Raw genomic sequence first — 23,146 nt, 5'->3', positions numbered from 1 at the left:
GGAGGATTTCGGGGGAGAGGCGGAAATTCAAGGGCCGGAACCCGGTTCGAGTCCCACCTCGGGCACGTGTTTTCCCTCGTCAGAGGGGGTTTTGCCTTAACGTGTGCACAATGACCCTCCGCGGGTCCCTCTGACTCTGGCCGCGGGCTGTGCCTGGCGCCGCGGTGGCCTGTGAAGTTGTGTTGGTGGCGGGTTCAGGGCCTTGGCGAGTGGGCCCTCTGCCTGCTGGGGATCTGGGGTGATTGGGTTTCCTTTCTAACTTCTTAGTGGCCGCAGTTGGCCTTCACCTACTCATGTCCCGGCGTTGTGGTGAGGACATGACTTGAGGCAATTTTCTTGAGGATTTTTCTTCTTCGGTTCGCGTCTTTCTGTCGGCGCGAGGGGAGGGCTTGGGGCCGAATGTCCGTCCAAAGTGGTTGTGGACAGTGTCCGCGCGTGGCTGCTGAGCCCTATCAGGATGTGCACAATGTGCACACCCTTGGTCGCCCAGATCGCGGCCGTCCGGCGCGGGGGTGCCGGCGGGCTGGGTTCGAAGCGTTTTATCAGGGAGTCCTTGACTCCGAAGACGGAGTCGCCGGTCAGCCACCCTCCGGGTGCGTCGTCAAACCTGAAAGGTCAGGCATGGATCAGTCTAAAGAATCACCCGGGTTCATCTGCGCGCTGGCAGCAGGAATCGGCCATGGCTAGAGCAGTTCCGGGCCGGGTCCTGCGTTTCCCGGCCCGGAGAGGCCGGCGGCGTTATGGGCTGCGCTGGGGTTTTGGGTGACTTTGTGAATCGTCTCGGCGAAGCTTAGGAGCGTGGAACTGAGCGTGGGGAGTTCACGGGCCGGCAGGCCGTATTTGGTGAATTCTGTTGTTGGGAGGGCCCGGTGCCTGGCGATGGATGCCGCGAACATTGGCAGGTCCAGGCTCGGGTCTCGACGTTGGCAGAGCCTGATGAGCTCCTGGCGCGTGAAGCGTCGGCTAGAGATGATGGAGTAGGCGTCGAGGTAGTCGCGGGCGTACCCCCGGCCGTAGACGGCGAGCAGCTTGGATGCTACCGAGTCCTTCAGGGAGAGTATCGGTCCGATATCGATGATGGCGGGAGAGTTCTCCCACCAGTCCAGGCCAAGATCGATGACGACGGCTTCCTCGTCATGTCCTACGGTGACGCTGGCGAACTCGTCGTACTGTCGGGTGATCTCGACCGTGTATCCGGAGTCTTGGAGCGCGTCTGTCATCTTCTGTACCGATGCGGCGAAGCTTACCGGTGTGTGGCGGCGGTGCAGTGCGAAGAGGTCGATGTCCTCCGAGGGGCGCTGGGTGATGCCGTGTTCAATCAGGGCTTGGCCGCCGGCGAGGATGAAGCCATCAGCTGCCAGGACAGATAGGGCGAGCTTTGCTGCTACGCGCTGAGAGTGGTCCACGAGGGGTGCTCTTTCGCTTCGTGGTAGGCGGGGAGTTCGGGGAAGGATGTTTCCCAGAGCTGCCTGCACCGTGCGGGCAGGATCATTGTCGGCCAGAGGGCGGTCAGCCGTTCCGCTTGGATGATGCGGCAGATTTCCTCGATGGAGCCAGAATTTTGAAGGGTGAGTTGGTACAAAACTGAGCAGCTGCCGTCATCGTCCACGTTGTAGGTTCTTTCTGGTCCCCAGTCCAGGTGGAGCGGGAGTTCCACGGACCCGGTGGCGGGGCCTTGAAGGTCTTCGAAAGCGTCCGGGACCACGTACCCGAGGGAGTCCGCGATGGTGTGGCGGTGCTCCACCGGGGTCAAGACATAGTCGCGGAGCCGGGTGCGGATGAGTTCGGACACGGACGTACCTTCCCAAGCTGCTTTGCGGTGGGCTTCGTTCCACAGGTCATCACTGACGCGGATGGTGTGCCGTGGCGTCCCTGCCGACATGGCGCGCTCCTGACTATCAGAGGGTTTGACCTTCACAGCCAAGTCTACGTGGTGTCATGACACCCCGAAACGGCAGTGTCATAACACCGGACGAGGCGGCTTTTTCGGAGTTGCCAAGAGACGCCAAGCCGGCTGTGCACAGTGTGGACACCCCTGGGCTTCGGATCGGGTCGTGCATCGGCCGTATCCGGCCGGATGGCAGGTTGGCGCCGCGGCTACATGACTTGCCGCGGGTTGGGGACGTGCGCAGTTGGCGATCCATTCGGCGTTACCAAAAGCTGGTGGTCAAACTGCATTGCCGGGCCTTTCCGACGCGGCAGATTGGGCTCTGAGACGTGAGCTCGACGAATTGCGCCTCGATAATGCCAGGCTGCGGAAACTCTTGGAACTCACGGAAGTGGAATCAAAGGCAGCACACCTGGCCCAGGCTGTAATTCCTGCGGTGTTGCACCATGGTCCGGTGACCATGGAATCGTCTCCGGAAGCGAAAGTCCGTCTGTTCCAGGACTTGTTCAGGGCGCGTAGGGACGTCTACGCAGTCCGGTGGGAAAACTCGCGGGACGGTCGCTCCGGCTGGGTTCCTGCGGTCGCCGGTGGTTGGCGCAAGGGCGCGAACATCGCGGGCGCCAATTTCCTGCCGCTCACTCCGTTCGTTGTTGCGGATCATTTGCGCGGAGTGCAGCACATTGGCCTCTATCCCTTGACTGAACAGGACACCTGTTGGTGGGTGGCGGCGGACTTTGACGGAGGCGCCGCAATGCTGGATGCGTTGGCGTACGTTAAGGCTGCTCGCTTTCGGGGAATTCCTGCAGCGTTGGAAGTATCCCAATCAGGACGTGGCGCCCATGTGTGGATCTTCTTCAGCGCAGCCATACCGGCGTCCGCAGCACGCCAGCTTGGCACCGGTCTCATCCACGAGGCGATGGCATTGCGTGGCAGCATGAGTCTGGCCAGCTATGACAGGCTTTTTCCTGCCCAGGACGTTCATTCGGGCAAAGGCATGGGTAACCTGATTGCTGCGCCGCTGAACGGCAAGCGCCGCCAGCACGGCACTACGTTGTTCCTCGACACTACGACCCTCGAACCATATGAAGACCAATGGGCGTACCTGTCCAGCCTGGATCGGCTTTCGGAGCGGGAAGTTCATGCCCATGTCCGAAGGCTGCCTGCCGTCAAGTTGGGACAAGAGGTTCGCCGGCTCGAACTGCCGCTATCGTCCAAGATCGTTCCACGCCCCGCTCTGATCGTCCGAGTCGCATTCGCATCACGCCTTACTATCAAGGCAGCAGACCTTGGACCAGCCATGATCTCAGCCGTCAAGCATGCCGCTTCCATGCCGAACCCTGAGTTCTATGAACGCCAACGCCAGAGGCGATCCACCTGGAATATTCCCCGATACCTGCGCAACTACGACGAAACGCTTGACGGCGACCTCATCCTGCCGCGTGGGTTGTTGCCCTTCTTGAAGCAACTGGTCGAATCGAGTGGCAGCTCGCTGCGCATCGATGATCAACGGTCGGACGGCATTGCCCACAGCTTCGAGTGCTCGGCCCGCCTGCGCGCGGAACAACAAGATGCCGTGGACGCCGCCACTGCCGCCGAGCACGGAGTCCTGGTGGCCCCGCCCGGTACCGGAAAGACCGTTATGGCGTGTGCTGCGATGGCACTTCGTGGCGTCTCAACGCTCATTCTGGTTGATCGCAAAGCCTTGGCGGAGCAATGGCGGAGCCGTATCGGTGAGTTCTTGGACGAGAAGTGCGGCCAAATCGGAGGTGGCCGTGCCAAGACGACGGGTCGGGTCGATGTCGCGCTTTTGCCCACGCTGGCACGGCGGGAAAATGTTGCCGAGCTGACCGCCGGCTATGGTTTTGTCATCGTGGACGAATGTCACCACGTCCCGGCGGCGGCGTTCACCCACGTCATGAACCAGATCCAGGCCCGGTACTGGCTGGGACTGACGGCCACACCGTACCGGCGGGACAAGTTGGACTCGCTGATCTACCACCAGCTCGGCCAAATCTCACACACGATTTCCCCAGCTGTTCCGCAGCAGCTGCCAACGCACGCACACGAGATTGCCGAACCGACGCTGACTTTGGAACTGCACCGGACCTCATACGCGTACGACGGCGCCGCAGACCCCAGCGAACCGGGCGGGATCTCTGCCATCTACAAGGACTTGATCGCCAATGAGGAACGCCTACAGCAAATTTACGACGACGTCATTGAAGCTTACGAACAGAACTCCCGAATCCTAGTACTGACTACGTGGAAAGCCCATCTTGAGTCCCTGAGGTCCCGGTTCGAGGCGGCTGGTCTGAAGCCAGTGGCTTTCACTGGAGCGATGAAAGCCAAGGAACGACAGGCCGCCGTCGACCTTCTTGCCACCACCGATGATGGGCAGCCTCTGTTGGTCTTGGGCACCGGCTCATACATTGGAGAAGGCTTTGACTGCCCCAAACTGGATACCCTGTTCCTTGCAGCGCCTGTGTCCTTCAAAGGCAGATTGGTCCAGTACGTCGGCCGGGTAATCCGGCCGTACCCGGGGAAAACTGTGGCGACAGTTCACGACTACTACGACGAATCAACACCCGTACTGGCCGCATCCCTGAACAAGCGGGCTCCAGGCTATGTCTCGCTCGGGTTCCCTGATCCGCGCAAGCTCAAAAGCAGATGACATCGTCCCCAGGACCGTAGGCGGCGGTGTCTGCGTTGCCACAACACTTCGGAACCGTATTCTCGAGAGGTCACCTTCGGGCAGCCGGATACGTCTCACGCCAATGAACTAACTGATACCGCTTTCTTAGTATCATCGAACATGGACATGAACCTGCGTGTTTCAGAAGACGGTGACCGCCGTCCGGGTGAGCCTACTGCCAAGGCGCACACCTCCAAGTCGGCGCGTCTTGGTCAAGTTGCCGGTTCGGACGTCCAGCGTCACCGGCACAAGCAAGAAATCAGCGCGGGCCTGGACTTCGTTATGCGCCACGACGCCGATCTGCTGAAGCGCCTTGAGGATGCCTGAGTTCTCTCCTCGAATACGACGACATCATCGCCTTGCCTGGCCACAACCCTCATGGGTGTGACGGCTCGTCCCTCCTGCACGTCCAACAAGTGGCGGCCCGCAATATAGCACTTGAGTTGTAGAACACCTGAGTTGTATGATGGACTCGATGTGGAATGTTGACGTGGGCCTAGTTGAGCCGTGGCTGTTGGGTCTTGACCAAGACTCGTATGAGCAGATTGTTGGTGCATTAGAGCTTCTCGCCGAGCGCGGACCTCAACTTGGTCGTCCCTTGGTCGACACAGTGGTTCGTTCACGGCATAAGAACATGAAGGAGTTGCGGCCGGGATCGAGCGGGCGGTCGGAACTGCGAATCCTGTTTGCCTTTGATCCGGAGCGGCGGGCGATCTTGCTTGTCGCAGGGGACAAGACGGGCAACTGGAGCAAGTGGTACAAGAAGAACATTCCGGTTGCTGATGACCTGTTCGATGATCATCTGAGGATTCTGAAAGGAGGGGCATAGTGGCGAAGTCCATGGAGGAACTACTGGCCAAGCGTCCGGTTGACCGGGCAGCTGTGAACGCCCACAAGAAGCGCATGGTCGATGAGGTCCGGGCCTACCGGCTTCGGGAGCTCCGCGAGGCCTCTGACCTGACGCAGGTCGAGCTAGCTGGGCGCCTGCATGTCAGCCAGAACAGGGTGTCCCGCATCGAGCACGGTGACATTGATCGTGCCCAGGTCGATACTTTGCGGAAATACGTCGAGGCGCTCGGCGGCCGGCTTCGTGTCGAGGTAGAGCTAGGCGACGAACGAATCCAGATCGCCTGACGAAGCGACTCGGAGCGATCCGCGACGGCAGCCGTCTTGCCCGTACAGCGCGGTCTAAAAGATGGGAAAAAGGGGTGTGCACAATGTGCACACCCTGGGCTTCGGATCGGGCCGTACTGGTTGCGGACTGGGCCGGATTCCGCATGTTTCCGCGGGAGTCCAGTGTTTGCAGGGGCGCGAAGGCAGTTCGAGTCCCACCTCGGGCACGTGTTTTCCCTGTTCAGAGGCTTGTGGACCTCTGAGTGTGCACAAATTGTTCACTTGTGGGCCCCGTCGGGGGGCCTTTTTTTGGCCGGTGCTGTGGCCGGGTGCTGCTATCTTGCTTGCGAGTGGTGTTGCTTGTTACTTGTTCATGGCAGGAAGCGCCAGGAACTGCATGACCGGTCGGTTCCGTGCGGGCGGTTTTGCCTTGGATGTACCCATTTCTGATGTCACGACTGTTCATGGGGGAGTTTCAAGGTGACTGCATGACCGAATGACTCAGCCCGCGGAAAATTGTGGCGTGGCGAGTTCTGGAAGACTCCTTATGACTCGCTCAGGGCTGTTGCCAATGGTGATTTCTGCCGCTGCCCGGGGCGGACCTGCTGTAGTCGAGGCACGGACCCCGCTCGGTCTAGAGCCATCGCCGCCTGCCAGTCAAGGAAGACAGAAACTCTGGCCTGCCAGAATGACACGCTCGGTGACCTCATCAACGATGCCGATGCCGTCAACTCGGGTCAGGATGCCGCGCACGGCGTATGTGGCCACCACGGCTTCCGTCTGCTCGTGGTAGAGGTCGAGGCGGTGGCGGATGACGGCTTCGTTGTCGTCGCTGCGGCCGGTTTCCTTGGCACGGCCCAGGAGGCGCGCCACGAGTTCCTCGTCGTCGGCGGTCAGCTGCACGACGACATCGAGCCTCTGATTTCCGTCGGCCAGGATTTCGTCCAGGTAGTCGACTTGGGCCGTAGTGCGCGGGTAGCCGTCGAGCAGGAAGCCGTCCTCGACATCGCTTTCGCTGAGGCGGTCACGGACCATCTTGTTGGTCGCCCTGTCCGGAACGAAGTCGCCCGCGTCCATGTACTTCTTGGTTTCGACGCAGAGTGGCGTCTCACCCTTGACGTTTGCGCGGAAGATGTCGCCGGTGGAGATCGCAGCGACGCCCAGGCGCTCCGAAATGCGTTCCGCCTGCGTACCCTTGCCGGAACCCGGTGGTCCGATAATCAATATTCTGGTCATCGCAATAGCCTTTCGTAGTGATGTTTGCTGGGGCTGCGTATCGGATTCACGGCCGCTGTGGGATGTCGGGGACGAGCGCCATCGGGAGTAGATGCCGCAGAGTATGGTCGCCACGAAGGCGGATTTCGTCCGGATGCCCCCGGCTGGGTTAGGTTCCTGCCGTTCGGCCGTATCAGCTGCGTTTATTTCCGCACGGACTCTGCTGGTGGCCGAACCGTCGGTTCACTTAGTTTGAGCCGGTAGGTGACGGGGAAGAGCTGAACGCCTGTCTTCTCGGTGATTTTCCCCCAGATGCCGTGAGGCAACCAGATGGCGGCCGCGGCGCCGATAAGGCCGAGAATGATCAGGTACCAGGAGCCGTAGCCGGCGAGCAGTTGTTGCAGCACGAAGAAAACGATCGCCCCGATCAGCGGCCCTTCCAGATAGCCGATTCCGCCCACAATGACGATGAAGATCATGTAAGCGGACCATTGGACGCTGAAGATCGCTTCGGGTTGGACGCTTAGAGCGTCGATGATCAGTAGTCCGCCGGCTGCGCCGCATCCTGCTGCGGACACCAAGTAGACGAGGCGTTTGGAGCGTGTGACATCCACTCCGTTGGCCTTGGCGGCTGTTTCGTCGTCGTCGCGGACAGCTGTCAGGGCCAGGCCGGTACGGCCGCGCAGCAGCAGGTAGCCCAGGATGGTCAACACCGCAAGGGCCAGTGCCACCCAGTAGACCAGGGCGCCCCGAAATACCGGATCGAGTCCCCTGAGCCCCGGCAAGGACTTGCCGCTGGCGCCTCCCAGGTCAGCGAAACGGATGACGATCAGCCGGTAAACCTCGGCGATCACCCAGGTGCCGACAGCGAAGTAGTCGCCGCGTAGCCGGAACGCGAGCCAAGAAGTTGGAATTGCGAACACCGCGCAGGTCAGTGCAGCGAGTGGCAGGGCCAGAAAGGGCTGGACGCCCATATTCGCGAATGCCAGCACCGAGTAGGCGCCGATGCCAACGTAGGCCTGCTGGCCGATCGAGACCATGCCTCCGAAGCCGGCGAGGAGATTCCACATGCTGGCCATGATCAGCAACACGAAGAACATCACGAACGAACTGGTCGTGCCTGTGTGGGCCACGTATGGCATGGCAACCAGGGTAACGACGGCGGCTGCGAGGAGAACCGCCCAAGTTTTGTGGTCACGTCCGGACCGGACGACGATGGCCGGGAATGAGGGGGAGAGGGGTTTCATGGTTATACGGCTCTCTGTGGAATCAGGCCCTGGGGCCTGAAAGCCAGGACGGCCAGGAACACCAGGTGGCCGGCCAGCAGCGTGCTGGAGGGATCGATGTGGGCGGCAAACGCTTGTGCCAGTCCCAGCACGGTGCCGCCGAGAAGGGTTCCCCACAGCGACCCGAGACCTCCGATAACTACGGCTTCGAAGGCGAGGATCAGTTGGGCGGGCCCAATGGAGGGTTCGAACGAGGACCGTGCACCGGACATGATGCCGGCCAGGGCTACGGTGCCGAAGGCCAGAGCCGTTGCGACGGCGTAGAGGTGTCGGGAGTTGGCGCCGACGAGCGACGCTGCTTCGGCATCATCTGAGACAGCCCGCATCATGCGCCCGGTTCTGCTCCTCTTCAGGAACAGTTGGATGCTGACTATGACGCCCACTGCGAGCAGCAGGGCCAACAGGCCGATGTATGACACCGATATCGAGTCGTTCAGCCTGAACGATCCGGTGTTCAACGCACCCATGTCAATGGAGCGCGTGTCGGCGGAAAACGCCTCCAGCAGGCCGTTCTGGATGATGATCGAGAGGCCAAAGGTGACTAGGAGCGTGGACAGCGAGTGATCAGGTGTGACCCCAATCACCAATCTTCTTTTCACTGAGCGAAAAGAAATCTGAAATGAGAGTCGAAATCCTTACTGACCAGGGTTATTCAACCTTTGCTTTTCACCAAATGAAACAGGGGTTAGAGTTTGATCTATAGCCGAACGACAGGGATGGAGGAGGACCATGGCAGGTACTGATGCCGCTTCGCCTGGAAAATCAGTCACGGAACGGGCTTTCGCGGTACTCATGTCCTTCGATATGGCGCATCGTCAGATGACCCTGTCGCAGATTTCCCGACGGAGCGGGCTGCCGGTGGCAACGACCTTCCGGCTCCTTAATCATCTCGAAGCCATCGCGGCAGTCCAACGGGATCCTGCAGGGCGCTACGCCATCGGCCCCAAAATCTGGGAACTAGGAATCCTCGCACCCACACACGACGTCATCGGAATGGGAACCCGCCCTCTTTTGCTTCGTCTTGCGACAAAATCGGGGATGATGGTCCGCGTGTTCGTTTGCAACGGAGAGCAGGCGCTCTGCGTGGAAGAGGTTTTGGCCAATGGTGCCAGCGCGCCGGGCAGCGGGCCTGGAATGACCCTGCCACTCGTCGACTCGGCCGCCGGATATGTCCTCATGGGAGGGATGACCCCCGCAGCCAGCAGCGCCTTGCCGCTGACTCGCGCCACGTTCGCCCGGTTGGAGGAGAGCATCACCGCTGCCACAGAACGTGGTTGGGCGCGACGATCTGACGCCGCAGGGCACGTCGAATATGCCGTCCCGATCTGGGCTGAAGGCCGGCCGCCTATGGCTTTGTCCCTGAGTACACCGCCGACGGCCTCAGTCGCTGGGCGGCCAGGGGTTTCCATCGAGACGATGATCCCCGAGATGAGGGGAGCCGCCCGCAGCCTTGCTGCCATCCTCGCACCCGCGCATCGGACTGACGCGGACCCTTTAGCAGCCACCAGAAGGGAGAGTGGCGATGAGTAATGAGCCATACAAAAGCTCGGCGAAGTCCGTCACCGCGAGGGCGCTGGCCGTACTTGCCGCTTTCGACGTCGAAAATCCACTGCTTACGCTCAGCCAGCTCGCCCGTAGAGCCGGGCTTCCTGTGGCAACCGTGTACCGACTTGCCGGCGAACTCGAAGACGGACGTTTCCTCGACCGGGACAATGCGGGCCGCTACGGCCTCGGGGTGCGGCTGTGGGAGATGGGCCTGCTGACACCCATCCACGGACGGCTGCGTGAGACAGCCATGCCCTTCCTCCTCAACCTCCAATACGACTGCCGCGAAACCGTGCAGCTGGCCGTATGCGACGGAACGAATGCCATCTACATCGAAAAACTCACCTCCGAGGTATCCGTTCCCCTTCAGAGCCGCATCGGTGCCCGCATACCGCTCCACGCCACAGGCGTCGGCAAAGTCTTGCTCGCCTTCAGCCCGGAGGCCTTCGCCGACGTAATCCTCGCCATGCCCTTAACCCAGTACACCCCGGAAACCATCACCGACCGAAGGTCTCTGTCGCGACAGCTGGCGCAAATCCGACAGAGCGGCTATGCCCAGAGCCACCAGGAATATCTGCTCGGATCCACTTCCATTGCCGCCCCCGTCATGGTGGATGGCGCCGTCCAAGCGGCCATCGGCATTGTCAGCTACGGCCTCAGGACGGACTTGGACCAGTACGCACCGTCCCTGCTTCGCGCCGCGGACGGATTGGCCCGACGCCTTGAAGACGCAGCCGGAACCGCGTATCCGAGCATAAGCGCCCCGGTCCCGGGAGGGCAGCGCTGACGGCACCGGCCCGACGCCGGCCTGTGAACGCGCAAGAACAGCCCCTGACCGTTCCGAACCGCTCCCGGACAGAGCTGCAGCAGGCGCTCTGTCACTGCCCCGCACTGAAGGAGGAAAACCCATGCCTTATGAATACCGGCTCGACGTCGAATCGCTCGTGGCCATCGACATGCACGTCCACATCGAAGTGGATGACCACGGCCATAACGCACTGCCGTCAACACTGGTGAAAGCAGCCAGCAAATACTTCAAGACCAGTGGTCCCCGGCCCGCTCTGAACGAAATTGCCGACATGTACCGGGAACGCAAAATGGCGGCCGTCGTCTTCACCGTGGATGCTTCCAGTCATCTCGGCCATCCACCAAACAGCAGCGAGGAAATAGCCCGCGGCGCAGCCGAAAACAATGACGTCCTGATCCCATTCGGGTCCGTGGATCCGAACCACGGACCCGAGGCCATCAACCGCGCCGTCCGGCTAGCGGAGGACTACGGCGTGCGTGGATTCAAGTTCCACCCAAGCGTCCAGAACTTTGACCCTAGCAATACCGAGTTCTACCCCCTATACGAAGCCCTTCAAACGCTCAAATTGCCGGTCATTTTTCACACAGGCCAAACAGGCATCGGATCCGGACTCCCCGGTGGGTTCGGCATCAAACTAGGGCTATCAAACCCCATCCTGCTCGATTCCGTGGCCGCCGACTTCCCCGACCTCCAAATCATCATGGCCCACCCCTCCGTCCCCTGGCAGGAAGAAGCTCTGGCTGTAGCGACTCACAAACAGAATGTTTGGATAGATCTCTCGGGCTGGTCGCCGAAGTACTTTCCGGCAAGTCTGGTACGGCAGGCAAATTCACTCCTGCAGGACAAGGTGCTGTTCGGCTCAGATTTTCCTCTGATCACACCAGACCGGTGGATGAAAGACTTTGCGCTGCTCGATCTGCACGACGAAGTCAGGCACAAAATACTCAAAGCCAACGCAGTTCGCCTGCTCGGACTCTAGCCAAAAAAGACTATCGGCCCAACCCAGCCTAATCAGCGAGTTGTTGTGTGAGCACTTCGAATTCCTCCACACCAAGGATCTGCATATGTTGCTCGGCGCTCGTCTCCGCACGGATTTTGTCCGCCTGCTGCTTACTCCCCGCCAGGGCTTCTTCATCACCCCACAGAGTGATCGAAAGTGACTTGTTGTCCTTTCCAAGCAAGTAATAGATTCCCAAGCATCCCGGAAGTCCAAGCACCCGCTTAACCGTCTCGTCTGAAGGTGCGCCGGAGCTGCCCGGACCGGGCCGGTAGGTGCTGACTCGAGCAAACATAATCATCCTCCGATAGTGGCGTGAGAGAGCCCTTCTTGCCACTACCCTGCGAAAGGGGCCCGCGCTGGCTGGTCCCCGGGAGGTCCAGTGGCATGGCCTCTCCCACAAGTAAGCGCCCAGTCGCTCGAAGGTGCAAGGTAAGAGGTTACGCAGCGCACGAGCCCTCGCCAGCTTGACGCAATAAACCCATAGGCGCTTCGTTCCCGCGTTTCCCGGGTTTTTGAACTGGCAGGGGCGGGTATTCATGAGGCGGGAGTAAGCCTCGTGAAAAGGAGTCAGACCTTCGGAAAAGCCTTAGAGCCACCGATAGGCCGTCAGGATCAGTCAGATTCCCGGGTCCCAAGTGCCTCCATATCCGCGGGGGTCCAGAATCGTGCAATCAGTGATGGGTGCCGCCGTGGGCGTCGCAGCGGCGCCGTCACCCGCGTTGTGTCCTCCGGGGTCAATTCCAGGTCGGCGTAGCCGCCTTAGCGGCGCCACGGGTCCATCCAAAGCCGTACCATTGAATGGAACTTCAACCGACGACGCGAAGGATTCAGCCGTGGCAAATTCTGCATCAGGTGATTCCGTGGTGGACCGCGTGGTTCGGGTGATTGCGGCCTTTCCTGAGGGCGTGACGTCGCTACCGTTGTCCGACCTCGCTGCAAGGTCAGGCCTTCCGTTGTCTTCGGCCCACCGGCTGGTCCGGCAACTTTCCGAGCACGGCCTGTTGGAACTTGGCGTCGGTGGGAATGTGCGGCTCGGGCTGCGGCTATGGGAACTTGTCAACAGGAATTCGCCCACGTTGGCACTGCGCCAGGCGGCGATGCCCTTCATGGAGGATATCCAGCAGGTCCTGAATCAGAACGTGAATCTGGCCGTGCTGGATGGCTGGGAAGCGCTCTTTGTGGAGCGGCTTTCGCGGCGTGGATCCGTCGCTAACCGGGCACGGATTGCAGGGCGAATGCCCGTACATATTTCCTCTGCCGGACTGGCGTTAATGTCGCACCAGAGCCGTGAGGTGCAGGCGGAGTACCTCGAGCAATTCGCGGACCCGGCCGGTAGGTTGACTACCGACGGCGTCCGCCATTTGCTGGCCGAAGCCGCCCAGCAGGGCTACGCGCAGCTCGCTGGCGTCGTCGACCCGGATACCTGGGGCATTGCCGTTCCGGTCTTGGACGGCAAGCGGCGGACGGTGGCGGCGCTCGGCGTCGTAGTTCCGCTGGCGGAAATGCGTTTCCAGGCCCTGGTTCCGGCGCTGCAGACAGCGGCGCGGGGGATAGGCCGCCAACTCGGCGATTAATCTTACTTCCGTTCAACAGAAGATAGGTAACGCCAATCACGCAGCGCACGCCACACTGATTCCAGACTCATCCCGGTCCGAAACGCCGGGATCCGTAACGAAGCGAGGAATACCATGGCACGCACAACCATCACCACCCAGGTGGCCATCATGGGCGCAGGCCCTGCCGGCCTCATGCTCTCCCACCTGCTGGCCAAGCAGGGCATCGAATCGGTCGTGGTGGAAATCCGCACCCGCAAGGAAATCCAGGAAACCGTCCGGGCAGGCATCCTGGAGCACGGGACCGTGAACATGCTGGTGGACTCCGGCGTTTCGGACCGTGTGCTGCGCGAAGGCGACCGCCACGACGGCATCGAGCTGCGTTTCAACGGCGAAAGCCACCGCATCGACTTCAAGGACCTCGTGGGCGAGTCCGTCTGGCTCTACCCCCAGACCGACGTGTTCGCAGACCTCGCCGCACGGCGGGAGGCCGACGGTGGCGACGTCCGCTACAGCGTCACGGACACCACCGTTCACGACCTCGAAGGCAAGCCGAAGGTCTGGTTCACCGACGCTGACGGCATGGAGTTCGAGATCCAGGCCGACTTCCTCGTGGGCGCCGACGGTTCCCGCAGCCACTGCCGCCGCCAGGTGCCGGAGGCCGCGCGGACCCAGTATTTCCACGAGTACCCGTTCGCCTGGTTCGGTATCCTCACCGAGGCCCCGCGCAGCGCGGATGAGTTGATTTACGCCAACTCCGAGCACGGCTTCGCCCTGATCAGCCAGCGCACCGAGACCGTCCAGCGGATGTACTTCCAGTGCGACCCCAAGGAAAACGTGGCTGACTGGGATGACGAGCGGATCTGGTCCGAATTCCGCAAGCGCGTCAACGGCAACGGCTTCGAGCTCAAGGAAGGCCCGGTCCTGGAAAAGATGGTCCTGCCCTTCCGCAGCTTCGTCCACACGCCCATGCGCCACGGCAACCTCTTCCTGGCCGGCGACGCCGCCCACACCGTCCCGCCCACCGGCGCCAAGGGCCTCAACCTCGCCATTCACGACGTCAAGATTCTCTTCGAAGGCCTCGACTCCTTCTACTCCAACGGTTCCACCGCGCTGCTCGACTCCTACAGCGACCGCGCTCTGGACCGGGTATGGAAGGCCCAGCACTTTTCCTACTGGATGACGTCCATGCTGCACACCGTCCCCGGCGCCGACGACTTCGATCGCGCCCGCCAACTCGGCGAGCTGCACTCCGTGGTCTCCTCACGGCACGGCAAGGCCTACCTGGCGGAGTCATACACAGGCTGGCCTGCAGTCGGATAGACGTGCGCCTGATGTGGAGGAACAGGAGAGCGATGACTCCCGAGCGTGCTTTCAAGATGGGCTTGGATGTCCTCAGGTGAGGATCCGGCTGGGTAAGCCATAGGGGAAGGTGACGCCCGCGAGCTCGGCGAGCTCGCGGGCCCGACGCATCACAGAGGCCATTGAAAATCTGCGTGTTTATCGGCCGAGCCCATGGCCGCAAGATAAATCCCGCAAGAGCAAACCGCGGCTACACGCCGCTCTCGCCGCAGTGTGAGTCCGGCGGGGCAAGCATTTGCACGCGCCAGCCATCCAGATGGCCGCGAACGTCCGTTCGACGGCCCAGAACAGGCCGACGCCCGGATCCCTGAGCATCGTGGAAGGAATCCCGGAACACCACCATTCATGCAACCCCCAATGCGTGGAAACATGCAGTAATGTAGGAAGGCTCTAATTTCAGTCGCTGCGGGCCAGATCCACGTGACGCGCCGAAATCGCAAATAATTTAGTTAGCGCTTCTGACCTGCGGAAACGTCAGGTTCTTCGCGAAACGGGAGTTCTCGCATCCACTGCTACTCCCGTACTTTGAACGCCGATAATGGACCCTTCGTCACCTGCCGGTACGCAGCAGAGGTGTTCTCCCACTAGTTGGATACCCTGAGGCGTCGGTACTGGTTTGGTACCATAAATGTATGGCTATGAATCTGCGTGTTCCCGAAGAGCTGGACCGGCGATTGGACCTACTGGCTGCCGAGGAACATACCTCCAAGTCTGCGTTGCTGCTTCAGGGTGCCGAGCTTGTGCTGCAGCGCCACCGGCGCCGTCGGGACATCGGCGAGGGGCTGGATTTCGTCATGAGCCATGACGCGGAGCTCCTGACCCGCCTTGAGGATGCGTGACCGCGTACCTCGAGATTGAGGATGCACTGCAGGTCGTTGACCGGTACGGGTTCCATATCCGCGACATTGGGCTACTTGCCTCGGCTTTAGCCCGGCCGGCAACAACTGTCTTGGGGGCGGAGGCCTATCCGCAGTTGCCCATGAAGGCAGCTGCCCTCCTGGATTCGGTGGCCCGGTTCCATCCTCTAATCGACGGCAACAAACGCACGGCATGGACGCTGATGGTGCTGATGCTCTGGATCAACGGCTACCGGCACGACTTCGCCACTGATGCGGCATTTGATCTCGTGCTGGGTGTGGCCGCCGGCGATGTCTCACTTGAAGTCAGCGCCGGGCTGATTGCCACGCATCTCGTCAGGCGCTGATATGTAGTCTAATCCGAAAATGAGGTGACCCTGGTGGCGGCGGGCTCGCACTGGTGGGCCCGTCGTGGTCTGACGGGTTGGTTGTGGGTATGAAGGTGGGGCGTCAGGCTGCTGGTGTGAGGGTGACGGTGTAGCCGAGGGCTTCGAGTTGGCGGACGTGGTTGTGCTTCCTGGCGTCCGGGTTGGTGCGGCTGCTGAAGTGGTCGGCGCCAAGGTCATGGAACCGCGCTTCCGGGTCCTGCAGGAGGTGCCAGATGATGACCAGGATGGAGCGTCCGATGGCGACGATGGCGCGTTTCTTGCCCCGCCGTTTGGCCAGGCGCCGGTGGCGTTCGCCGAGGAAGGTATCCGTTCTGCCGGCACCGACGGCGGCTTCGCCTAGGATCCGGGCGAGATAGCGGTTGCCGTGCCCGGTCGAGCCGTTTCCCTTGGTCTTCCCGGCGGAGGAGTTGATGCCCGGGGAGAATTTCGCCCAGGAACATAGGTGTCCCGCGGTCGGGAACCGGGACATGTCGACCCCGATTTCGGCCAGGATGATCGCGGCGGCGACGGGGCCGATGCCCGGGATCTCATCCAGGCGTTCCGCCGCCGCGGCGAAAGGGGCAAGTTGCGCCTCGATCCTGGCCAGCATCCGGGCCAGCAGGAAGGCGTGGTGGTCATCGAAGAGGCCATTGAACGCCTCTTCGAGTTCGCGGATCTTTCTGCGCATGCTTGACCGTGCCAGCTGCGCGAGGACTTTCGGGTTGCGTTCGCCGGCGATGAGCGCGGCCATCATCTGCCGGCCGGACACCCCGAACATGTCTGAGGCGACAACGGAGAGCTTGATGCACGCGTCCTCGAGGAGTTTCTCGACCCGGTTCTTCTCCGCCGTCCGGGTCCCGACCAGATCAATCCGGTAGCGGGTCAGGTCCCGGAGCCGGCGGATCGGGGCGGGTGGGACGAAACTGGGCCGGAGCATCTGGCGTTCGGCGACTTTGCACAGCCACACGGAGTCGAGAACGTCGGTCTTGGGCCGCCCCGGCAGGTGCTTCACGTCCCGGGCGTTGACCAGCCACGGTTCGAGCCCGTGCGCCTCGAGAAGGTAGAACACGGGTTTCCAGTAATCGGAGGTCGCCTCCATCACCACCCGCTCGATCCGCAGGTCCACCAGATGGTTGGCTAGCTCCGCCAGCGACCGGCTCATCGTCGAATGCGTGGACACCTCCTGCAACCGTTTCTTCGAGTTCCCTTCCGCGGGGACCCGGACACAACAGACGAGTTCAGCCTTGCCAATGTCGATCGCGGCGACCCTGGCGATGATCTGTTCCTCATCCTGGGACTCGGCCAACATGATCCTGTTCATCTCCTCACGTGCGAACCTGTCGATGATCGACGCGGCCACCTGTGGGGATCACCGGAAAAATCGGAATCTAATCCGCGTTCTCGGCAAAGAAACAATGAAGGGCCCACAGCGTGACCCCCAACGCCCGGCTAGTCGACGGCCTCAAAGAACCATAGAAGTACGGCGTCGGCAGGCGGCCACGGCACCATTTTCAGCCCGGAACGGGCGTCCGGCAAGGACATACAGGCTAGTCGACGGTTTCGTGGGCATGCCGGTTGCGTGGTTCCTGAGCCGTCATGTGATTCTGTACCGGTCAGGTCATGAGATGACTGACGCGCTCCTGGCGGCTCCTGGGCGGGCCGGCCGTTCCCCCAGGTCAGTGGAGCAGGAGCAGGAGCCGGCCGCGTCGGCGGGCGGCTTACATCCGCGCGACTTTGGCCTTCACCATCAGGTAGAGGCCATAGCAGATCAGACCGGCGCCGACGGCGGTCAGCATATAAACTCCGTAGGGCTGCTCGCGCAGGGCCTTCAATCCGCCGTCCAAGCCGGTGGACTCCTGAGGGTGGGCGTTAACTGTGGCAATGATGACCAGCAGNCGGTGGACTCCTGAGGGTGGGCGCTAACTGTGGCAATGATGACCAGCAATCCCACCAGAAACAGTGCGATGCCCTCTGCTACGTAGCCGACCACGCCCAGCCCCGTCACAACGGACCGGCCGGTGCCCGAGGACGGCAGCCGCAGATCCTTCCTGAACGATGCTTTGCATCCGAGGACCACAAAGACAATGCCGATGACGGCGACGGCGGCCCCGATGGCGATCAGCAGGAATGCACCCCCGGGTGCTTTCATGATTGAGACCGTGAAATCGCTGGTGGATTGTCCGCTGTTCTTGCTGTATCCGCTTGCCGAGGCAGCGAACGTCAGCGCGATGACGGCGTAGACTACCGCCTTGCCTGAGGCGGAAAGTTTCTTCCCCACCTTCTTCTTGGCTTCCAGCTGACCGTAGGCGAACACGGCGTTACGGTTTGCCAGAGCGCCAGCGCCACACAGGCAGCGAATCCGGTCCACAGCAGCAGCAGCCCCGCGGGCTGGCCGGCGAGCTGGGCGACGGCCCCGCCTTGGTCTGCTTGTCCGGCCTTGCCGGAGGCCAGCTGGATAGCGACGGACCCGGTCAGAACGTCCAACCGCCGCTGACGGCAAAACCTGCCCTGGCGGCGATCACGAGAACCCTGGAGTTCGATGCTTCCTCGACCGCGTCCGCGGCGTCCTTCAGCTCTTTCTTCATTTTCCGATCCTCAGTGCCAGCGCGCGCAAATACGTTGGTGTGCAACACGCTATTTTCTCACGGGAGCCCACGCTCAAACAGGCCCGGTCTGAGCCGGCGAACACGAACTGGCCCGCGGCCGGGTCAGGGGCCGGTGCGTATGCGATCGCGTGCGCAATTCACAACGGCGGACAAATCGAGCCCGTAGGTCGGCCCCTCGCCGGAACCGTACTCCGCGAGTCGGGCCGCGCCGCGCTCTAAAAGCCGGAGCGCGCCAACGCTGTTACCCCGGGCGGCGTGGGTGAGCCCGACGCAGATTTGGGCGAGTCCTTGCCAAAGGTTGCGTTCTTCGGCGGGCCCAGCTTTCCATCGGGCCTCGAGTACCTCATGGGCGGCGAAGGGCCGGCCAGCTTCCACCAGACTCCGGGCCGATACCAAAGTCTGCGCCGGCGGCAGCGGCTCCTCCGAGACCGGTTCGACGCCAGCGCTTCCGTACGGCAGCGGCCGCCCAAGAGCGTCACGTGGCCGGGCCTGTCGCGGGCGCCTTGAAGCGTCCCGATCCCTGTCACCACTCATTGCAGTTTCCGCCATGGGCGTCCCTGGACCTTATCAAGCTTCATACGTCCAATGCTAAGACCCGGCCGTTCGAACATCCGTCACCGCACTAAGGTCCTCTGCGGGGGCTCGTCGGAGGGTTCATGCACCCGACGCGTGGTGTCGCCACGGTCCATACACAAAGCCGACTGCGCGGAATATACTTTAGCTCAACCCCACATTGGGAGAGAAGCGATGATGCGCGGATTTGGCAGACGCAGATTGGGCGGACGCGGAATAGGTCTTGTCGGGGTGATCTATCTGGTCATCGGACTGCTTGTTGCTGGAACTCACGGCTACCTCGTGGCCTGGAACATCCCGGGCAATATTTTGGAAGGTCTGGCTGCCATACTTCTCTGGCCGCTCGTCGCGTTCTTCGCCGTCGATCTGCATGCCCTAATCGTTTGAACCCAACAAGAATCAAGCCGCGCGACGACAGGACGTACGCAGCTACGCTACGGTTGAGGCCGCTGCCTGAGGAGTGTGGCTCCAAATGCGTCCGACGGACCCATATTCCCGGTTTGCGCATTTGGGGTCAGTAGTACACCTCAGAGTGAGCGAAGGCGGTGGCCCTGCCGAGTGAGTCAGGCAGTCTGCCGGGTGTTTGACGACCCGCGCCAGGAATCCCAAATTTCAGCGCCCCTTTTCGAGCGGTCGGTTACTCCAGTGAGGTTGAACAGGTTGGCCAGATTCGTGCCGCGCCCGGAGAAGCCCTTGATGGTGCTGGTGGTAGTGGAGGCGAGGACAACGAGGCCGGGCAGGCGATCATCCTGACCGGTGGAGAACGACCCGGGAAAGGGCGCCATGTTCGTATGCGTGGCGGGCCCGGTGAGCTGCAGACCGGTGAAGCCTGCTGCAGCCAGGCCGCCGTCGTACCGCACCCTCAGATCGACGAACCAGCCAGCACCAGCGATCCCGGCGTTATCGCCCTTCCAGGGCAAACACCTCGATCTCCACTGGATGGTTTTCCGATGCGGCAGGGACAGACTTCTTCGGCGTCGGACTCGCACCTGGCGCCAACGACCGGCTCCAGCCATAACGACGAGGGCTTGGGCCGGATCGTTCACTTATAGCCAACTCTCGCCGCCGTACCCCCTGCCAAGCGGGCTCCGTTCAATGCGCACGGTGAACTCCGAGGGATTGTCAGAGAGCCACCTTGAAGAGTCGCATCCATTTACGAATGATGTGCACAGTCACCTGCCGCAGTACTCGCAGATGGCGGCTGACTTCTTCTCGGCTTCGTCTATGGACTGTTCGCCACGGTGACAGTCCGGGGTGCTTGGAAAGACAGGAGTCTGATCCAGTCGGGCTGGTACTCCTGCAGATGTACTTCCGGCAGGGCAGTGGCGGTCTCCTCGACAACTATGGCGGCCTCCAGTTCGGCGAGCTTGGCGCCGAGGCAGCGGTGGATGCCGGAGCCAAAAACAAGGCCATAGCCGGTGGATTGACCGCGCCGGACCGCCTCCGAAGGCATGGACTGGCTCACGAGTGCGGCCGGTGACGTGATGTGGTTGCCGCTCAGCTCGAGGAGAATTTCGGTGCCGGCAGGGATCAGGCCGCCGTCGATGCTCGTGTCGTGGGCTGCCACGCGGCGCCAGGTGGGGACGGATGATTCGGTGGCAAGCACGTGCCGGACCATGGTCCTGGAACCTGCTTCAGACGCCGCGTCGTTCCAGCCCACGGGCGCGGACCCCTCCAGGAGGCGGAACAGGGTGGTGCTGATCAGCTGGGTGGTTGTTTCCTGTCCGGCGATCAGCAGGAAGTAGCCGAGCGAGCAGATTTCAGGCGTGGACAGGCCGTGCTCGGCCAGGGATTTGAACAGGTTGCGTCCTGGGGCCTTTTTGGATTCCGCCACGAGCTTGCGCAGCCAGACGTAGGAATCGGCGGCGCTGTGGGCCAGTTCAAGTTGCCGGTCCTCGTCGGGCCAGCCCCAGAACAGCTCCATGGAGTCAAGGCCCCAACGCTTGAGGTCCGTAAGATCCCGAACGGGCAGCCCGAGGAGTTCGAGCATGACGACTGCCGGGGGAAACGCCGCGACCGTCCGCACCAGGTCTGCCTGGCCGGTAGCGTCGAGCTGGTTCGCGGCGTTCCAGGCCGCTTCCCGGGCCAGTTCGCGGATCCGCGGCTCCATGGCGGCGACAGTGGCGGGTGTGAAGAAGCCCGCCACGACCTTGCGGATCCCGGCGTGTGTGTCCGTGTCGTTGCTGGCCAGCACGGGTGGCAACGCAAAGTGGACGCGCTGCAGCACGCGCAGGGCGGGACCTTCCAGGGGCGTCACGGCGACGAGGGCGTTCGCGGGGCTGAAGTCGGCAGGCCGGTGCAGGACGTCTCGGACGGCGTCCGGGTCCCGCACCACGAGATACGGGCAACGCGCCTGGCTGGCGCCGGCAGCCTGTCCGGTGGCCTCGGTCTGTCCCGGTTCTCCCGGCACAAACCGCTCCGCGGGTCCGGTGGCCGTCAAAGCCGGGTTCACGCGGGCAGACCGTTCAGCCAGGCAGCTGCGCCGGCACGGAAATCCGCCGGGGATAGTTCTGAGGCTTGCTCGGGGAGGGCACCGAGGAACGGTACTCGGAGCGACGCGAGCACCTGGCGGTTGCTGTCGTGTAAGAAATCAGGGTTGCGAGGCCAGCTTCCGAGCACCACCCCGAGGACATGAAGTTCCCGCGCAGCCAGCGCTTCGAGGGTCAGGGCGGTGTGGTTCAGGGTCCCGAGTGCAGGCTTGGCGACGAGCACGAAAGCCGCTGCCAGGAGTGATCCGAGGTCCGCTAGAGTGCCGCCGTCGGAAGCCAGCTCCACCAGGAGGCCGCCTGCACCCTCCACCAGGATGTGGTCGTGGGACGCGGCGAGCTCGCCGATTTTCTCGGCGTGGGCAGCCACACTGGGCAGCGGCGTTCCGTCGACGGCGGCAGCGGCGACGGGCGCCAGTGGCTCCTGCAGGACGACTCCGGTTGCTGCCGTCACGGCGCCGGCGAGCCGGACAATTTCGGCGGCGTCGGAATCGCCGGCCGCGGCGCCTGACTGGCACGGTTTGTAGACCGCGACGCTGCGTCCCGTTCCGTGGAGGACGGCGGCGAGGGCCGCCGTCGTGATGGTTTTTCCGACGCCGGTGTCTGTTCCGGTGATCAGGATGATGCCGGGCAGGTTCATGGAAGTTCCTCCAAAATGCCGCGCAGCACTGCGCAGCTGTCTTCGATTTCCGCAGGGCTAAGGGTGGCGCGGGCGGTGAGCCGCAGCCGTGAAATTCCGTCCGGAACGGACGGCGGGCGGAAGCAGCCGATCCGGACTCCGGCCGTGCGCGCGGCCTGGGCAGCTGCCAGGGCTGATTCGGCGGAGGGCATGGCGATGGACTGGACGGCCCCTGCTGTCTGCTCGACGGCGGCGCCGCGGGCTGAAAGGGCCGGGGCGAGCTCGCCGGCCAGCGCAGTAGCGTTGCTTCGGACGGATCTGGCCCGCCAAGGCTCATCCCGGATGATCCGCACCCCGGCGAGGGCTGCGGCGGCGGAGGCGGGCGCCAGGCCGGTGTCGAAGATGAAGCTCCGGGCCCGGTTGACGAGGTGTTCCCGCAGCAGGGCGGATCCCAGGACTGCTCCGCCCTGGCTGCCCAGGGCCTTGGACAGCGTCGCGGTCACGATCACACTCGGATGCCCGGCAAGGGAGGTCCCGGCCACCGAGCCGCGGCCCTGAAAGTTGCCGGTGCCGGTGACCCCGAGGCTGTGGGCCTCATCGATGAGCAGCACGGCATCATGTTCCTCGGCCAAGGCCAGCAGGCCAGCGAGCGGGGCTTCATCGCCCAGGACGCTGTAGAGGGATTCGACGGCGATCAGTGCCCGCGGCTCCGGCCGGTCGGCAAGCAGCCGGCCGGCGTCCTCCACGCTGTTGTGGGTGAACGGTTCCGTGCGGGAGCGGCTGAGCCGGAAACCGTCGATCATCGAGGCGTGGCAGTGTTCGTCCGTGACGATCAGCGTCCCGGGGCCGCCGAGCACCGTGATCACACCGATGTTTGCCAGGTATCCGGAGGAGAACACCAGCGCCGTTTCCATCCCGGCCAGCGTGGCCAGTTCCTGCTCGAGGTCCAGGTGCAGCCGGGTGGTTCCGGCCACCAGGCGCGAGGACGTGGCGCCCGCGCCCCACAGCGATGCGGCCGCCGCAGCGGCCTCGGTAAGCCGCGGATCGGCCGACAGGCCCAGGTAGTCGTTGCTGGCCAGGTCGATGAACTGTTCGTCCGCGTCGCGGGGGAGCGGGCGGCGGACCAGGCCCCTGCGGTCCCGGACTGCGGCCTGCCGCTCGAGCCACTGGGTCAT

The 23,146-nt window shown here is 62.6% G+C and carries 27 protein-coding genes; 11 read left to right on the top strand and 16 right to left on the bottom strand.

The genetic code is table 11. The features are described 5' to 3' along the window. Window positions 1-683: 683 nt before the first annotated feature. Both NG701_RS16045 and NG701_RS16040 read right to left on the bottom strand, forming a co-directional pair. Complete coding sequence (locus tag NG701_RS16045) at window positions 684-1,406, bottom strand: nucleotidyl transferase AbiEii/AbiGii toxin family protein (RefSeq protein ID WP_252568789.1); 723 nt, start codon at window positions 1,404-1,406, stop codon at window positions 684-686. Further along, complete coding sequence (locus NG701_RS16040) at window positions 1,385-1,882, bottom strand: hypothetical protein (protein WP_252568788.1); 498 nt, start codon at window positions 1,880-1,882, stop codon at window positions 1,385-1,387. Before NG701_RS16040 ends, NG701_RS16045 begins: the two co-directional genes overlap by 22 nt. 250 nt (window positions 1,883-2,132) lie before the next feature. Here NG701_RS16040 and NG701_RS16035 point away from each other — a divergent pair, with 250 nt between their 5' ends. From NG701_RS16035 to NG701_RS16020, 4 genes are all read left to right on the top strand, one after another. Then, window positions 2,133-4,559: a DEAD/DEAH box helicase gene (locus NG701_RS16035; protein WP_252568787.1), complete on the top strand. Its 2,427-nt coding sequence runs from the start codon at window positions 2,133-2,135 to the stop codon at window positions 4,557-4,559. Window positions 4,560-4,700: 141 nt separating this feature from the next. Continuing rightward, window positions 4,701-4,907, top strand: coding sequence for a hypothetical protein (locus NG701_RS16030; RefSeq protein ID WP_252568786.1), 207 nt, complete (start codon window positions 4,701-4,703; stop codon window positions 4,905-4,907). A gap of 148 nt (window positions 4,908-5,055) precedes the next feature. Then, window positions 5,056-5,409, top strand: a complete 354-nt coding sequence (locus NG701_RS16025; protein ID WP_252568785.1) for a type II toxin-antitoxin system RelE/ParE family toxin — start codon at window positions 5,056-5,058, stop codon at window positions 5,407-5,409. Continuing rightward, window positions 5,409-5,714 (top strand): helix-turn-helix domain-containing protein, encoded by a 306-nt coding sequence (locus NG701_RS16020; protein WP_252568784.1) that lies wholly within the window; start codon window positions 5,409-5,411, stop codon window positions 5,712-5,714. The genes NG701_RS16025 and NG701_RS16020 overlap by 1 nt, the downstream gene beginning before the upstream one ends. 636 nt (window positions 5,715-6,350) lie before the next feature. Here the strand turns inward: NG701_RS16020 and NG701_RS16015 are convergent. From NG701_RS16015 to NG701_RS16005, 3 genes are all read right to left on the bottom strand, one after another. Further along, window positions 6,351-6,929: an adenylate kinase gene (locus NG701_RS16015; RefSeq protein ID WP_252568783.1), complete on the bottom strand. Its 579-nt coding sequence runs from the start codon at window positions 6,927-6,929 to the stop codon at window positions 6,351-6,353. Between the two features lie 182 nt (window positions 6,930-7,111). Continuing rightward, window positions 7,112-8,155, bottom strand: a complete 1,044-nt coding sequence (locus tag NG701_RS16010) for a branched-chain amino acid ABC transporter permease (protein WP_252568782.1) — start codon at window positions 8,153-8,155, stop codon at window positions 7,112-7,114. A 2-nt stretch (window positions 8,156-8,157) separates the two neighbouring features. Further along, window positions 8,158-8,778, bottom strand: a complete 621-nt coding sequence (locus tag NG701_RS16005) for a branched-chain amino acid ABC transporter permease (RefSeq protein ID WP_252568781.1) — start codon at window positions 8,776-8,778, stop codon at window positions 8,158-8,160. 145 nt (window positions 8,779-8,923) lie between these two features. On the opposite strand from NG701_RS16005, the gene NG701_RS16000 reads away from it, so the two are divergent. The 3 genes from NG701_RS16000 (at window position 8,924) to NG701_RS15990 (ending at window position 11,526) form a co-directional block, all read left to right on the top strand. Next, complete coding sequence (locus NG701_RS16000) at window positions 8,924-9,724, top strand: IclR family transcriptional regulator (RefSeq protein WP_252568780.1); 801 nt, start codon at window positions 8,924-8,926, stop codon at window positions 9,722-9,724. Further along, a complete protein-coding gene (locus NG701_RS15995; protein ID WP_252568779.1) occupies window positions 9,717-10,526 on the top strand; it encodes an IclR family transcriptional regulator in 810 nt (269 codons plus the stop codon). Before NG701_RS16000 ends, NG701_RS15995 begins: the two co-directional genes overlap by 8 nt. Before the next feature lie 121 nt (window positions 10,527-10,647). Then, window positions 10,648-11,526: an amidohydrolase family protein gene (locus tag NG701_RS15990; RefSeq protein ID WP_252568778.1), complete on the top strand. Its 879-nt coding sequence runs from the start codon at window positions 10,648-10,650 to the stop codon at window positions 11,524-11,526. A gap of 28 nt (window positions 11,527-11,554) precedes the next feature. Here the strand turns inward: NG701_RS15990 and NG701_RS15985 are convergent, their stop codons facing one another. Beyond that, window positions 11,555-11,845, bottom strand: coding sequence for a S24/S26 family peptidase (locus NG701_RS15985; RefSeq protein ID WP_252568777.1), 291 nt, complete (start codon window positions 11,843-11,845; stop codon window positions 11,555-11,557). 535 nt (window positions 11,846-12,380) lie between these two features. Here NG701_RS15985 and NG701_RS15980 point away from each other — a divergent pair. The 4 genes from NG701_RS15980 (at window position 12,381) to NG701_RS15965 (ending at window position 15,666) form a co-directional block, all read left to right on the top strand. Next, window positions 12,381-13,121 carry an IclR family transcriptional regulator gene (locus NG701_RS15980; RefSeq protein WP_252568776.1) on the top strand — a complete coding sequence of 247 codons (741 nt, stop codon included), beginning with the start codon at window positions 12,381-12,383 and terminating at the stop codon, window positions 13,119-13,121. A gap of 114 nt (window positions 13,122-13,235) precedes the next feature. Further along, window positions 13,236-14,423: a 4-hydroxybenzoate 3-monooxygenase gene (locus tag NG701_RS15975; RefSeq protein ID WP_252568775.1), complete on the top strand. Its 1,188-nt coding sequence runs from the start codon at window positions 13,236-13,238 to the stop codon at window positions 14,421-14,423. Window positions 14,424-15,094: 671 nt separating this feature from the next. Further along, window positions 15,095-15,301 carry a ribbon-helix-helix protein, CopG family gene (locus NG701_RS15970; RefSeq protein WP_252568774.1) on the top strand — a complete coding sequence of 69 codons (207 nt, stop codon included), beginning with the start codon at window positions 15,095-15,097 and terminating at the stop codon, window positions 15,299-15,301. Further along, the gene (locus NG701_RS15965) at window positions 15,298-15,666 is read left to right on the top strand and encodes a type II toxin-antitoxin system death-on-curing family toxin (protein ID WP_252568773.1); all 369 of its coding nucleotides are present in this window, start codon (window positions 15,298-15,300) and stop codon (window positions 15,664-15,666) included. Before NG701_RS15970 ends, NG701_RS15965 begins: the two co-directional genes overlap by 4 nt. 103 nt (window positions 15,667-15,769) lie before the next feature. Here the strand turns inward: NG701_RS15965 and NG701_RS15960 are convergent, their stop codons facing one another. From NG701_RS15960 to NG701_RS15925, 10 genes are all read right to left on the bottom strand, one after another. Then, window positions 15,770-17,008 (bottom strand): IS110 family RNA-guided transposase, encoded by a 1,239-nt coding sequence (locus NG701_RS15960; protein ID WP_252568772.1) that lies wholly within the window; start codon window positions 17,006-17,008, stop codon window positions 15,770-15,772. 397 nt (window positions 17,009-17,405) lie between these two features. Next, window positions 17,406-17,531 (bottom strand): DUF1206 domain-containing protein, encoded by a 126-nt coding sequence (locus tag NG701_RS21195; protein WP_308292612.1) that lies wholly within the window; start codon window positions 17,529-17,531, stop codon window positions 17,406-17,408. Then, window positions 17,516-17,965 carry a DUF1206 domain-containing protein gene (locus tag NG701_RS21190; protein WP_445260474.1) on the bottom strand — a complete coding sequence of 150 codons (450 nt, stop codon included), beginning with the start codon at window positions 17,963-17,965 and terminating at the stop codon, window positions 17,516-17,518. The genes NG701_RS21195 and NG701_RS21190 overlap by 16 nt, the downstream gene beginning before the upstream one ends. Continuing rightward, window positions 17,929-18,171: a DUF1206 domain-containing protein gene (locus NG701_RS21185; protein ID WP_308292610.1), complete on the bottom strand. Its 243-nt coding sequence runs from the start codon at window positions 18,169-18,171 to the stop codon at window positions 17,929-17,931. The genes NG701_RS21190 and NG701_RS21185 overlap by 37 nt, the downstream gene beginning before the upstream one ends. A gap of 224 nt (window positions 18,172-18,395) precedes the next feature. Then, window positions 18,396-18,827, bottom strand: coding sequence for a DUF309 domain-containing protein (locus tag NG701_RS15950; protein ID WP_252569443.1), 432 nt, complete (start codon window positions 18,825-18,827; stop codon window positions 18,396-18,398). 183 nt (window positions 18,828-19,010) lie between these two features. Then, window positions 19,011-19,238 carry a hypothetical protein gene (locus NG701_RS15945; protein WP_252568771.1) on the bottom strand — a complete coding sequence of 76 codons (228 nt, stop codon included), beginning with the start codon at window positions 19,236-19,238 and terminating at the stop codon, window positions 19,011-19,013. A gap of 191 nt (window positions 19,239-19,429) precedes the next feature. After that, complete coding sequence (locus NG701_RS15940; RefSeq protein WP_252568770.1) at window positions 19,430-19,786, bottom strand: hypothetical protein; 357 nt, start codon at window positions 19,784-19,786, stop codon at window positions 19,430-19,432. Between the two features lie 302 nt (window positions 19,787-20,088). Further along, entirely contained in the window at window positions 20,089-21,318 is a 1,230-nt protein-coding gene (locus tag NG701_RS15935; protein ID WP_308292609.1) for a cytochrome P450 family protein, read from the bottom strand. After that, complete coding sequence (bioD, locus tag NG701_RS15930; RefSeq protein ID WP_252568769.1) at window positions 21,315-21,992, bottom strand: dethiobiotin synthase; 678 nt, start codon at window positions 21,990-21,992, stop codon at window positions 21,315-21,317. The genes NG701_RS15935 and bioD overlap by 4 nt, the downstream gene beginning before the upstream one ends. After that, window positions 21,989-23,146 (bottom strand): 8-amino-7-oxononanoate synthase, encoded by a 1,158-nt coding sequence (locus NG701_RS15925; RefSeq protein WP_252569437.1) that lies wholly within the window; start codon window positions 23,144-23,146, stop codon window positions 21,989-21,991. The genes bioD and NG701_RS15925 overlap by 4 nt, the downstream gene beginning before the upstream one ends.

The sequence above is a fragment of the Pseudarthrobacter cellobiosi genome (genome assembly GCF_023913815.1).
Taxonomy (GTDB): Bacteria; Actinomycetota; Actinomycetes; order Actinomycetales; family Micrococcaceae; genus Arthrobacter; species Arthrobacter cellobiosi.
Note: the sequence above shows the minus strand (reverse complement) of the source record. Positions and strands in the feature narration are given on the sequence as shown.